This is a genomic window from Neorhizobium sp. NPDC001467, assembly GCF_050275975.1.
Classification (GTDB): domain Bacteria; phylum Pseudomonadota; class Alphaproteobacteria; order Rhizobiales; family Rhizobiaceae; genus Neorhizobium.
The window spans coordinates 141,013-153,976 of record NZ_JBNNPS010000003.1; the positions used below are offsets into that span (position 1 = coordinate 141,013).

The 12,964-nt window shown below is 61.4% G+C and carries 11 protein-coding genes; 8 read left to right on the plus strand and 3 right to left on the minus strand.

Translation table 11 applies throughout. The annotated features are described in order from the left end of the window. The first annotated feature begins 59 nt into the window (after window positions 1-59). A complete protein-coding gene (locus tag ACQKKX_RS09140; protein ID WP_427570318.1) occupies window positions 60-1,583 on the plus strand; it encodes a helicase HerA domain-containing protein in 1,524 nt (507 codons plus the stop codon). Window positions 1,584-2,173: 590 nt separating this feature from the next. Beyond that, on the plus strand, window positions 2,174-2,791 hold the full coding sequence (gene rpsD / locus ACQKKX_RS09145; RefSeq protein ID WP_427570320.1) for a 30S ribosomal protein S4: 618 nt from the start codon (window positions 2,174-2,176) through the stop codon (window positions 2,789-2,791). A gap of 187 nt (window positions 2,792-2,978) precedes the next feature. Here rpsD and ACQKKX_RS09150 read toward each other — a convergent pair whose 3' ends face one another. Genes ACQKKX_RS09150 through ACQKKX_RS09160 form a run of 3 tightly spaced genes read right to left on the minus strand, consistent with a single transcriptional unit; the run spans window position 2,979 to window position 4,997 of the window. Then, window positions 2,979-3,323, minus strand: coding sequence for a hypothetical protein (locus tag ACQKKX_RS09150; protein WP_427570321.1), 345 nt, complete (start codon window positions 3,321-3,323; stop codon window positions 2,979-2,981). Next, entirely contained in the window at window positions 3,320-4,825 is a 1,506-nt protein-coding gene (gene sthA, locus ACQKKX_RS09155; protein ID WP_427570322.1) for a Si-specific NAD(P)(+) transhydrogenase, read from the minus strand. The genes ACQKKX_RS09150 and sthA overlap by 4 nt, the downstream gene beginning before the upstream one ends. Continuing rightward, a complete protein-coding gene (locus tag ACQKKX_RS09160; protein ID WP_427570323.1) occupies window positions 4,794-4,997 on the minus strand; it encodes a hypothetical protein in 204 nt (67 codons plus the stop codon). Before ACQKKX_RS09160 ends, sthA begins: the two co-directional genes overlap by 32 nt. Window positions 4,998-5,049: 52 nt before the next feature. Between ACQKKX_RS09160 and ACQKKX_RS09165 the strand changes: the two genes are divergently transcribed. The 6 genes from ACQKKX_RS09165 to ACQKKX_RS09190 all read left to right on the plus strand — a co-directional run bounded on the left by ACQKKX_RS09165 (window position 5,050) and on the right by ACQKKX_RS09190 (window position 12,963). Continuing rightward, window positions 5,050-5,844 carry a FadR/GntR family transcriptional regulator gene (locus ACQKKX_RS09165; protein ID WP_427570324.1) on the plus strand — a complete coding sequence of 265 codons (795 nt, stop codon included), beginning with the start codon at window positions 5,050-5,052 and terminating at the stop codon, window positions 5,842-5,844. Between the two features lie 75 nt (window positions 5,845-5,919). Further along, the gene (locus ACQKKX_RS09170; RefSeq protein ID WP_427570325.1) at window positions 5,920-7,428 is read left to right on the plus strand and encodes an ABC transporter substrate-binding protein; all 1,509 of its coding nucleotides are present in this window, start codon (window positions 5,920-5,922) and stop codon (window positions 7,426-7,428) included. Between the two features lie 68 nt (window positions 7,429-7,496). Continuing rightward, window positions 7,497-8,444 (plus strand): ABC transporter permease, encoded by a 948-nt coding sequence (locus ACQKKX_RS09175; protein WP_427570326.1) that lies wholly within the window; start codon window positions 7,497-7,499, stop codon window positions 8,442-8,444. 10 nt (window positions 8,445-8,454) lie between these two features. Further along, the gene (locus ACQKKX_RS09180) at window positions 8,455-9,330 is read left to right on the plus strand and encodes an ABC transporter permease (protein ID WP_427570327.1); all 876 of its coding nucleotides are present in this window, start codon (window positions 8,455-8,457) and stop codon (window positions 9,328-9,330) included. Between the two features lie 21 nt (window positions 9,331-9,351). Next, a complete protein-coding gene (locus ACQKKX_RS09185) occupies window positions 9,352-11,136 on the plus strand; it encodes a gamma-glutamyltransferase family protein (RefSeq protein WP_427570328.1) in 1,785 nt (594 codons plus the stop codon). A gap of 3 nt (window positions 11,137-11,139) precedes the next feature. Beyond that, window positions 11,140-12,963: an ABC transporter ATP-binding protein gene (locus ACQKKX_RS09190; protein ID WP_427570329.1), complete on the plus strand. Its 1,824-nt coding sequence runs from the start codon at window positions 11,140-11,142 to the stop codon at window positions 12,961-12,963. The last annotated feature ends 1 nt before the right edge of the window (window position 12,964 follow it).

The window sequence follows — 12,964 nt, forward strand, 5'->3', positions numbered from 1 at the left end:
CCGAGTGGGTGCGGCTTGAATGATATCAACTGATTAGCGTTTCAGACGAGGACAGCGCATTGCAGGTCGGCATCGATATGGGCAACCTGGCTGGAGGGGACGCCGCCAAGCTCGATATCGAGGAGCTGCTGGCGACGCGCCTTCTTGTCCAGGGCAATTCCGGGTCGGGAAAATCGCATCTCCTGCGCCGCTTGCTAGAGCAATCCGCGCCTTGGGTGCAGCAGGTCGTCATCGATCCTGAGGGCGATTTCGTCACGCTGTCCGACAGGTTCGGCCATGTGGTCGTGGATGGCGAGCGCACGGAAGCGGAGCTTGCCGGCATTGCCAATCGTATCCGCAGGAACCGAGTCTCCTGCGTGCTGACGCTCGAAGGCCTTGATCTCGAAGAGCAGATGCGCGCCGCCGCCGCCTTTTTGAACGGCCTGTTCGATGCCGATCGCGATTTCTGGTATCCGGTACTGGTGGTGGTCGATGAGGCACAGATGTTCGCGCCTTCTGTCGGCGGCGATGTCTCCGAGGACGCCCGAAAAATGTCGCTCGGTGCGATGACCAACCTGATGTGCCGTGGCCGTAAGCGCGGTCTGGCCGGCGTCATCGCCACGCAGCGTCTGGCAAAACTTGCCAAGAACGTCGCGGCCGAAGCCTCGAACTTTCTGATGGGCCGCACCTTTCTCGATATCGACATGGCGCGTGCCGCCGACCTTCTCGGCATGGATCGCCGTCAGGCGGAGATGTTCCGCGATCTGAAGCGCGGCAACTTTGTTGCGCTCGGCCCGGCTTTGTCGCGCCGTCCGCTGCCGATCGTGATCGGCGCGGTGGAAACCTCGGCGCGCTCGTCCAGCCCGAAACTGATGCCGCTACCGGATGCCCCTCAGGATGTCGAAGACCTGATCTTTACGCCGGACCCGGAAGAGTTTGCGCGCCCGTTGACGGCGGTGCGGCGCCCGACGCCGGCGCCGCGCCCAACTACCGATATTCTCGCCGAACTGTCGCGCTCGACGCCAGCCGTTCTGCAGCCGGCGCCGTCCGAGCCGCGAGTACCGGTGCCGGAACTGTCGGCAGAGGAGCGCGAAGAGCGGTTGATGGCGGTGATGTCGGAAATTCTCGACGATCCGCAATCGGCCTATCGCACCGATGCCGTGCTCTATCAGGATTTTCTGGTGCGGGCGCGCATGCGGCGGCTGCCAGGCGCGCCGATCTCGCTCAGCGAGTTCCGTCGCCGTACTGCGATTGCGCGTTCAGGCGTTGATGCCGCGATGGCAGCCAGCGATGCGTGGGCAACCGTGCTGTCTCTGTCGAACGGCGTGTCGGATGATCTTCAGGGCGTGTTCCTGATGATGGCGAAGGCGGCGCTGGGAAGCGAGCCGTGCCCTTCGGACGCCCGCATCGCCCGCGCTTACGGCACCCATTCGGCGCGACGCGCCCGTCGTCTTCTCGGTTATTTCGAGGAGCAGGGGCTTATCGTCGTGCATACGGACTTTGCCGGCAAGCGGATCGTCGCGTTCCCGGATCTGCAGGCCGAAACCGCGCCCGGCAGCGCCGAAGCGCCGGATGAGGGCGATCTCAAGATCGCTGCGGAGTAGGGGTCAGGTCGGGATGATGTATAATGCATCGCGCCCCCTGATGACGGCTTGATGACGAATGCGGTGATCAAACGTGGCGAAGAAGCCCAGCTGACTATGGGCGATATTCCTAATCCCGAAGCGCACTGACCATTTCAAGCGTGACCGGCTTCGAGCCGAACTGCTTGGGAATGAGGGGGAGTACCGTTGCGCATCTCCCCCGGATCGGCGTCGGTGCCTGGCGCATCGGGTCCGAAATCACTTCATCGATCGGCCGTTGCTGCTAGTCGGCTATTCCTGGGCTGCTTCCAGAACGTCGTCGGCGATGTTAATTGTTGTCTGCATGGCTGCTCTCCAGCGGTCGCGGCAAATATAGCGGTAAATGGCGCCCGCCTCGACGCATCGCGCAGTTGACAATTCTATGACATCCCCCTAAAGACCGCGCCAGCGCCGGGTCTCAAAGCCCGGTGTTTCAATGACATGTCCCGTGGCACTCTCCGATCGCTTTCGTGAGAAGCCTGTCAGAACGTCCAGAACGATGTTCAGAGGAGGGCGTGTTTCCTTCATCCGGTCTGGCAACAGGCTGGTGCAACACTCTGAAAGGAAATGCGATGAGCAAGCGCGAATCGTCCAAGTACAAAATTGACCGCCGTATGGGCGAAAACATCTGGGGCCGTCCGAAGTCCCCGGTCAACCGCCGCGAATACGGCCCGGGCCAGCACGGCCAGCGCCGCAAGGGCAAGCTTTCGGACTTCGGTGTGCAGCTGCGCGCCAAGCAGAAGCTGAAGGGCTACTACGGCGACATCCGCGAGAAGCAGTTCCGCGCGATCTACGAAGAAGCCAACCGCCGCAAGGGCGACACCGGTGAAAACCTGATCGGTCTGCTCGAGTCGCGTCTGGACGCCATCGTCTACCGCGCCAAGTTCGTTCCGACGGTCTTTGCTGCCCGTCAGTTCGTCAACCACGGCCACGTTACGGTCAACGGCGTTCGCGTCAACATCGGTTCCTATCGTTGCAAGGCCGGCGACGTCATCGAAGTTCGGCAGAAGTCGAAGCAGCTCGTCACGGTTCTCGAAGCCGTTTCGCTCGCTGAACGCGACGTTCCGGATTACATCGAAGTCGACCACAACAAGATGGTTGCCACCTACGCCCGCGTACCGTCGCTTTCGGATGTACCGTACCCGGTGATCATGGAACCGTCGCTGGTCGTCGAATTCTACTCGCGTTAATCGCGACGACAATTTCGCGAGAATGGCCCCGGAAGGGGCCATTTTTGTATCTGGCGTATTGTGAATTCGTCATCCTCGCGCCAGCGATTATCGGCGTGCTTGGATCCCCGGGACAAACCCGAGGATAACGGCGACGGACTTTCGCGCTCTGCGCCAGTCCAGGGTATTTTCTTTCGGATGGGGCTTTTTACTGCTGAGCCCGGCGGCGGCGCTTGCGGATGATGCGGACGATGACGAAGCCGGTCCAGGCGAGGACGCCCAGGAAGCCGAGCGGCACGGTCGCCATGCCAAGCCAGCCGAGGATGAACAGGAAGGCCAGCGGCTCTCCGATATCGGTACCGAACAGGATGCAGGGATAGCTGCCCGCCTCGTCGACCCTACATCCGCTTGCATCGGCGATGGCAAGGCTTGCCCATGCGGAGATCAGGGGGAACAGCGCAAAGGCGAGAATGGCTGCGAGCGTCGCGAAATAGGCCAGCACCGGATGGCGCTGACCGAAACGCGGGCGTTCGCTGCCGAGCGGTCGCCTCACCGGATCGCGGCTTTTTTCTTTGCCGGTTCGACGGTTCCTGCCGCCTTTACGCCTTCGGCCGCCTTGACCCCATCCGCAGACTGGCCGGCAACCACCTCCTCCTTCGGCACGGGCGGACCCATGCGGTTCCAGGCGTCGAGGCCGGCGATTTTGTAGGCTTCCGCCAGTGTCGGATAGTTGAAGGTGTTTTCGACGAAATATTCGACCGTGCCTTTGAGATTGAGAACGGCCTGGCCAATGTGGACGAGTTCGGTTGCTGTTTCGCCAATGATGTGGACGCCCAGCAGGCGGCGGGTCTTCAGCGAGAAGATCAGCTTCAGCATGCCGTTGTCGAGGCCCATGATATGGCCGCGTGAGGTTTCCCGGAAACGGGCAATGCCGCATTCATAGGGAATGCCGCGTTCCCGCATTTCCTCTTCCGTGAGGCCGCAGGTGGAGATTTCCGGCACGGCATAAATGCCGTATGGGAAGTATTTCTGCGGTTCCTTGGCAATCGCGCCGACCGCGACACGCGCGGCGATGCGTCCCTGTTCCATCGAGGTCGAGGCAAGGCTCGGAAAGCCGACGACATCGCCGGCGGCAAAGATGCCGGGCACGGATGTTTCGAACGTTTCCGGATTGACCTTGAGCCGGCCGCGGCTATCGGCTTCAAGCCCTGCGGCCTCCAGGTTGAGGCCATCGGTCGCGCCCATGCGTCCGGCTGCGAAAAGAACCATGTCGACGACAATGCGGCGGCCGGTATCGACGGTCACGCTGACCTTGCCGTCCGGCAGACGCTCGACCTTTTCCGCCTTCTGCCCAAGCAGCAGCTTCATGTTGCGGTCGCGCAGTTGGTAGGTGAAGTCCTCGACGATCTCCTTGTCGATGAAATCGAGCATGGTCGATTTCGGATCGATGACTGTCACCGCGGTGTCGAGCGCGGAGAAGATCGTGGCATATTCGATGCCAATGACGCCTGCGCCAATCACCACCATCGAGCGCGGCAGTTCGGCAATGTCCAGCAACTCGTCGCTGTCAAGCACGGTCTTGTTGTCGAAGGGGATGTAGTCCGGGCGAAACGGTTTCGTGCCGACGGCGAGAAGGATGCTGCTTCCGTTGACATGCAGGATTTCGCCGTCCTCCTTTTCGATCGCCAGCGTGTCCTTCGCAACGAAGGTGGCCTTGCCGCGCATCAGCTGAACGCGGTTGCGGGAAAACTGGTGCTCGAGCACCTCAACCTCATGGTCGAGTGTGATCAGTAGCCGACGACGTAGATCCTCGGCACTGATTTCCTGCTTGACCCGGTAGGATAGGCCGTAGAAGCCGCGCTCGCGCCAGCCTGACAGATTGAGGGCCGTTTCGCGCAGCGTCTTGGACGGGATGGTGCCGGTATGGACGGAGACACCGCCAACCCGTTTGCCCTGTTCGATAACGAGGACTTTCTTGTCCAGCTTGGCGGCTTGGATGGCGGCACGCCGGCCCGCAGGTCCGCTACCAACGACGATCAGATCGTAATGAATCATTGAAAAGCTCCGGCTCCATATGCTCGGTCGAGACTGCAATATGGCGACCAATCGTCGCGATTTCTACCTTATTTTTCACGGTTTCCGCCGCGCGGCATCCTGGATTTTGCGCAGTTGCGTAGAATTTGTGCAACGCAAAAGAATGGTGAAATTTTGGCTTGACCACGGTCATCAAATGCCTTTGTCTGGAACCAATTCGGAATTGGTTCAGCAATGGTGCAGCGGTGACAGAGGTCCCTAACGACAATTCGGCATATGCGCTCGAGCGCCTGCGCACCCTGATTGGCAGCGGCGAACTGGCGGATGACAAGTTGCCGACTGAACGAGCGCTTTCCGAAGTGCTGGGCGTGGGGCGCCGGTCCGTGCGGCGTGCGCTTGAGGTGCTGGAATCGGAGGGGCTTATCTGGCGCCGTCAGGGCGCTGGAACCTTCGTCGGCGAGAAGCCGGACGGCTGGGCGAGCCATGTCGAGGCATTGGTGGCCGGCACCGACATCATGGAAATCATGGAGGTGCGGTTGCGCATCGAGCCGCAGCTGGCGCAGCTGGCTGCGATGCGTGCGAAGCCGGACGAGATCGACCGCATGCGTGCGCTTGCGGAAAAGATTGGCCAGAGCACGGATGCCGACGCCAAGGAGCTATGGGACGGCGCCCTGCATCGGCAGATCGCGCAGAGCGCCGGCAACCAGCTGTTTCTATCGATTTTCGACGTCATCAACCGCATCCGTCAGGATAGCGCCTGGCAGACGATCCGCGAACGCGCCCGCCGCGTCGGCCGGAACGCCCGCGCCTCCTATCTGCAGCATCACGCCATCGTCGATGCCATTGCCGCGCGCGATCCGGGCAAGGCAAGCGAAGCGATGCGCCTGCATCTTCTGATGCACCAGGAACGGCTGATCCGCGCGACATCGCTCGACGAGGCGCATCTGACGGAGGCGCTGATGACGGCGGAGGAAAACATCGATGCCGGTCGCGCGCCGCGCGACCCTGAAGATCTGCTTGGCCGCGTGCTGAGCCGTTGAAATGCCTGCCGTACCGTTTCGGGCGGCCAATAACAAAAGTCTAAAACCGTGTCAGATCAGACCAGAGGAACGAACATGAAGAAATTTGCAACCTTGACTTCGGCGCTGCTCGCCAGCGCCTTTTTGGCCGCGCCGGCCCTGTCGGCAGAATTGCGCATCGGCCTCAACGACGATGCTGATGTCCTCGATCCGGCCCAGTCGCGCACATTCGTCGGCCGTATCGTCTATACCTCGATGTGCGACAAGCTCGTCGATATCGATCAGGACATGAAGATCGTGCCGCAGCTCGCCACCGAATGGGCGTGGTCGCAAGACGGCAAGGCCCTGACGATGAAGATCCGCGACGGGGTGAAATTCCATGACGGCGAAACGCTCGATGCTGCGGCGGTCGTCGCCACCATCGAGCGCAACATGACCTTGCCGGAATCGCGCCGCAAGAGCGAGTTGTCTTCTGTCGAAAAGGTGGAGGCGACCGGCCCGCTGGAAGTGAAGTTCACGTTGAAGGCGCCCGACGTGACGCTGCTTGCCCAGCTGACCGACCGCGCCGGCATGATCGTTGCCCCCAAGACGGCCAAGGAACTTGGCGCCAATTTCGGCTCGAAACCGGTCTGCGCCGGCCCGTTCAAATTCGTCCAGCGTGTTCAGCAGGACCGGATCGTGCTGGAAAAGTTCGCGGACTACTGGGACAAGGACCGCATCCTGGTCGACAAGCTGACTTTCCTGCCGATCCCGGATGCGACAGTCAAGCTCGCCAACCTGCGTTCCGGCGACCTCGATATCGCCGAGCGCATCTCCGCCTCCGACGCGCAGTCGGTCAAGGACGATGCGAACCTGACCTATGCCGACGTCATCGGTCCCGGTTACATGGCGATGTATGTGAACATCAACAATGGTGCGCGTGCCGACAATCCGCTCGGCAAGGACAAGCGCCTGCGTCAGGCCTTCTCGCTCGCCATCGATCGCGAAGCGCTGGGCCAGATCGTGTTCGAGGGCACGTCGCTTGCCGGCAACCAGCCTTTCCCGTCCACCAGCCCGTGGTTCAACAAGGATCTGCCGGTGCCGGCACGTGACGTGGAAAAAGCCAAGCAGCTTATGAAGGAGGCGGGCTACGAGACGCTCGATATCGAGCTTCAGCACGCCAACAACACGACGCAGACGCAGGCCATGCAGATCATCCAGTCGATGGTTGCCGAAGCCGGCTTCAACGTTTCGCTGAAGGCGACGGAGTTCGCGACGCTGCTGTCCGAACAGACCGCCGGCAATTACCAGCTTTCGCGTTCCGACTGGTCGGGCCGCATTGATCCGGATGGCAACCTTCACCAGTTCGTCACCTGCAAGGGCGGCATCAACGACGTGAAATACTGCAACCCGGAAGTCGACAAGCTGCTGGACGAAGCCCGTACCTCGCAGGACGAAGCCGTGCGCAAGCAGAAGTATGATGCCGCCGGCCTGATCCTCGCCGACGACATGCCGATCATCTATCTCGGCCACCAGCCCTATGCCTACGCGATTTCCAAGAAGGTCGAGGGCTTCAAGCCGTCGCCGGACGGCATGATACGCCTGCTCGGCGTCTCCAAGAAGTAACACGGTAAAGCGACAGCCGCGCGGACAAGTCGTTCGCGCGGTCTCTCAAGATCCGGAAGGGCGATGACATGCCTGTCTATATTGGCAAGCGGCTTATGGTCGCGATCCCGACGCTGCTGATCATTTCGATCTTCGTGTTCTCGCTGCAGAAACTTCTGCCGGGCGACCCCATTCTCGCCATGGCGGGCGAAGAACGCGATGTTGCAACGCTGAATTTCCTGCGCGAGAAATATCACCTCAACGACCCCTTCATCATGCAGTATATCCGCTGGCTTGGTGGCGTGCTGACGGGCGATTTCGGCATTTCGCTGCGCACCAACCAGCCGGTGCTGGAACTGATCGGCCAAAAACTGCCGGTGACCATCCAGCTTGCCACAATGGCGATGATTTTCGCGATGGTGCTCGGTATTCCGATGGGCATTCTGGCGGCGGTCAAGAAGAACACGTGGATCGATTATGTCGCCAACGTCGTGGCGCTATCGGGTCTTTCCATCCCCAATTTCTGGCTGGGTATCATGCTGATCCTGCTGGTTTCAGTGCAGCTCGGCTGGCTGCCGGCCTCCGGTTACGAATCGATTTTCGTCGATCCGGTGCGTTCGCTCCAGACGATGATCATGCCGTCCTTCGTGCTGGGCAGCGCGCTTGCTGCGACCCTCATGCGTCACACCCGCTCGGCCATGGTGGCGGTAATGAACGCGGATTACATCCGCACCGCGCGCGCCAAGGGGCTGTCGCCACGCGAGATCGTGCTTTCCCACAGTTTTCGAAATGCCCTGCTTCCGGTCATCACGCTTCTCGCGCTGTTGTTCGGCGAGCTTTTGGCCGGTGCCGTCCTGACCGAACAGATCTTCACCATTCCCGGCTTCGGCAAGATGACCGTCGACGCCGTCTTCACCCGCGATTACGCGGTGGTCCAGGGCATCGTCCTGTGCACCGCGATCGGCTTCATCGTGATGAACCTGATCGCCGACGTGGCCTATGTGCTGCTCAACCCGCGCCTGCGCGCGACCCTTTAGGAGCATCGCCATGACAACCATCGTCGAGAGTGTGGGAACCGTTTCGGCAAAACGCGCGCCCAACCGTGCATGGCGCAAGATGAAGCGCAACAGGAGCGCGCTCGTGGGCCTCTGCATCGTGCTGTTTTTCGCGATCCTTGCCGTTCTGGCGCCGCTTCTGCCCATCCCCGATCCGATCGCCACAAGCTGGGGCGCCATCCGCAAGGCGCCGTCGGCGGCCCATTGGCTCGGAACCGATGATCTCGGTCGCGACGTGCTCTCCCGCATGATCTGGGGTGCACAGGCGTCCCTGATGGCCGGGTTCTTTTCGGTGTTGATCGCAATCGGTATCGGCGTTCCCTTCGGTCTTCTTGCCGGTTATTTCGGCGGCTGGGTCGACATGGTGATCTCGCGCATCACCGATGCGCTGCTGGCCATGCCGTTTCTGATCACGGCGATTGCGCTTGCCGCCTTTCTCGGACCCAGCCTCACCAATGCGATGATCGCCATCGGGTTGTCCGCCATGCCGATTTTTGTGCGGCTGACGCGCGGACAGGTTCTGGCGGTGAAGACGGAAGATTATGTCGAGGGTGCGCGGTCCGTCGGCCTCGGCCATGTCGACATCATGACGCGCTACATCTTGCCCAACGTATTCGCACCGATCATCGTACAGGCCACGCTTACGGTCGCGACCGCGATCATCGCCGAGGCATCTCTCTCCTTCCTCGGCCTCGGCCAGCAGGCACCGGCACCTTCCTGGGGTTCGATGCTCAATGTCGCCAAGAATTTTCTGAGCCAGGCGCCTTGGATGGCGATGTGGCCCGGTATCGCCATCTTCCTGGTCGTGATCGGTTTCAATCTTCTCGGCGACGGCCTGCGCGATGCGCTCGACCCCCGCGAAAGCTAATTTTTTCCAAGGAATGCAGACATGAGCGACTTTACGACAAGGCCTGAAATCCTCGGCACGTTCGGTGTCGTCACCTCCACCCACTGGATCGCGTCTGCGGTCGGCATGGCCATCCTCGAAAAGGGCGGCAACGCCTTCGATGCGGCCGTCGCCACCGGCTTCGTGCTGCAGGTTGTCGAGCCGCATCTGTGCGGTCCCGGCGGCGATATGCCGGCGATCATCTATTCGACCAGAAAGGACAGGGTCGAGGTTATCTGCGCGCAGGGGCCGGCGCCGGCTGGCGCTACCATCGAGCACTACACGTCCGAGGGCCTGAAGCTGATCCCCGGCGACGGCCTTCTTTCCACCGTCATTCCGGGCGCCTTCGACGGCTGGATGCTGATGCTGCGCGACTACGGCACAATGACGGTGCGCGAGGTGCTTGAGCCGGCGATCTATTACTGCGAACACGGCCATCCGGTCCTGCCGCGCGTTTCGGCCACCATCAAGGGATTGGCCGAGTTCTTCAGACAAGAATGGCCAACATCTTACGAAACCTGGCTGCCCGGTGGCTCTGCGCCTGAGCCCTGGGCCAATTTCAAGAACCCGGTCCTGGCCGGAACCTGGAAGCGTATCATCAACGAATCCGAAGCGGTCGCCGGGCGCGAGGCGCAGGTCGATGCCGCACGTGACGCCTTTTATCGCGGCTTCGTTGCTGAGGCGATCGGCGATTTCCTGAAGACCGCCGAGGTGATGGACGCCAGCGGATCCAAGCACAAGGGCGTGCTGACTGCCGCCGACATGGCCGGCTGGAGCGCCACGATCGAAGCGCCGCAGACCTACGACTACCACGACTGGACCGTTGCCAAGACCCCGAGCTGGGGGCAGGGGCCCGTTCTGCTCCAGTCTCTGGCGCTGCTCTCGAAGATCGATCTGGCATCCATGGACCCGAACGGTCCGGAATTCGTCCACACGGTCGTCGAGGCGATGAAGCTCGCCTATGCCGACCGCGAAGTCTATTACGGCGATCCGGAATTCGCTCAGGTGCCGATGCAGACGCTGCTCTCGGACGCCTATAACGACGAGCGCCGCAAGCTGATCGGCACCGAAGCTTCTTTTGAGTTGCGTCCGGGCAAACTGCCGGGTTTTGAGAACCAGCACGACCTTACACTGTCCATGCTGGACAGTTTCAGCGGCAAGGGCGCGGTCTATGAGCCGACCATGGCGCATCTGTCGGAAAAGCGCGGCGACACCGTGCATATCGATGTCATCGACCGCTGGGGCAACATGGTCTCGACCACGCCGTCAGGCGGCTGGCTGCAGTCTTCGCCGATTGTGCCGGCTCTCGGTTTTGCGCTCAATTCACGTGCCCAGATGTTCTGGCTGAAGGAAGGCCTGCCGACGTCGCTGGCACCGGGCCGCCGTCCGCGCACGACGCTGACGCCGTCGCTGGCGCTGCATCAGGGCCGCCCGACCCTTGCGTTCGGAACGCCCGGCGGTGACCAGCAGGACCAGTGGCAGCTGCCGTTCTTCCTACGCTACGTGCACCATGGCAAGAACCTGCAGGCAACCATCGACATGCCGCTGTTCCACACCACGCATTTTCCGGGCTCGTTCTATCCGCGCACCAGCCAGCCGGGCAATATCATGGTGGAAGCCAATGTCGGCGAGGCGGCTCTTGGCGAGCTGCGCAAGCGCGGGCACGACGTCACCGTTTCCGATGTGTGGAGCGTTGGCCGCCTGACGGCTGCCAAGCGTGAGGCGGACGGTCTGCTGAAGGCGGCGGCGACTCCGCGCCTGATGCAGGCCTATGCGGTGGGGCGCTGATCCATGGAGAGCACAGTTCAAAATCCGCCCGTTCTGTCGGTACGCAATCTTTCTACCGCGTTCAGAACCGATGACGGCTGGAAGACGGTGGTTCGTAACATCTCCTTCGATGTGAATGCCGGTGAAACGGTCGCCATCGTCGGAGAATCCGGTTCGGGCAAATCCGTCACCTCGCTGTCGATCATGCGGCTTCTGGCGCCGGGATCGAGCCGGATCGAAGGTGAGGTTTTCCTGAACGGCCAGAACATTCTGACGCTGTCGGAAAAGGATATGCGCCGCGTGCGCGGCAACGACATGGCCATGATCTTCCAGGAGCCGATGACGTCGCTGAACCCGATCTTCACCATTGGCCGGCAGATCTCCGAGGTTCTCGTTCGCCACAAGGGCATGACGCCGACCGAAGCACGCGCGGAAACGGTGCGGCTTCTCGAAAAGGTACGCATCCCGAATGCCTCGTCGCGTTTCGATGAATATCCGCATCAGTTTTCCGGCGGCATGCGTCAGCGTGTGATGATCGCCATGGCATTGGCCTCCAAGCCGAAACTCTTGATCGCCGACGAACCGACCACCGCGCTCGACGTGACCATTCAGGGCCAGATCCTGGACCTCATAAAAATCCTGCAGGAAGAGGAGGGCATGTCCGTTCTCTTCATTACCCACGACATGGGCGTGGTCGCCGAGATTGCCGACCGTACGATCGTGATGTTCCGTGGCGATCAGGTGGAGGCGGGCGCGACGGAGGAGATTTTCCTGCGCGGCCAGCATCCCTATACGCGGGCGCTGCTTTCGGCCGTGCCGAAACTCGGCTCGATGGAAGGGCGTAAGCGGCCGACGCGCTTCCCGATCGTCGACGTGAAGACGGGCGAGGCGGCCGAACCGATCGAACTCACCGATACGGTCGGCAAGGGCAAGACGCCGCTTCTGGCGGTCAAGAATCTGGTTACCCGCTTCCCGGTGCGCTCCGGCCTGTTTTCGCGCCAGACCGGCGCGGTGCATGCGGTCGAAAATGTCTCGTTCGACCTGTTCAGGGGCGAGACATTGTCGCTCGTGGGGGAGAGTGGTTGCGGCAAGTCGACGACCGGTCGTTCGATCATGCGGCTGATCGAGCCGACATCGGGCGAAGTCTCGATCGATGGTTATGATGTCATGCGTCTCGATCAGGTCGGTCTGCGTCAACTGCGCAAGAGCGTCCAAATGATCTTCCAGGATCCGTTCTCATCGCTCAATCCACGCATGAGTGTCGGTGCGGCAATTGCCGAACCCTTCATCAAGCACAGGCTTGGCACTATCAAGCAGGCCAGGGAAAAGACGGCCGATCTCTTGGAAAAGGTCGGCCTGTCAGCCGATATGGCAGACCGTTTTCCGCACGAGTTTTCCGGCGGTCAGCGCCAGCGCATCGCTATCGCGCGGGCGCTTTCGCTTGATCCAAAGGTGATCGTGGCGGATGAAAGCGTGTCGGCGCTCGACGTCTCGATCAAGGCGCAGGTCTGCAATCTGATGCTCGACCTGCAACAGAGCCTCGATATCGCCTTCCTGTTCATCTCCCACGACATGGCAGTTGTCGAACGCGTCAGCCACCGCGTCGCGGTGATGTATCTAGGCGAGATCGTCGAGATCGGGCCGCGTGCCTCCGTGTTTGAAAACCCGCAGCATCCCTATACGAAAAAGCTGATGTCGGCCGTTCCGGTGCCGGACCCCGCCCGTCGCGGCATCCGTCGCGGCATTTCCAACGACGAGCTGAAAAGCCCGGTTCGGGGCATGGATTACCGTCCACCGGTGCGCGAATATCGTGAAGTGTCGGAAGGCCATCTGGTGCAGGTGGCCTGAC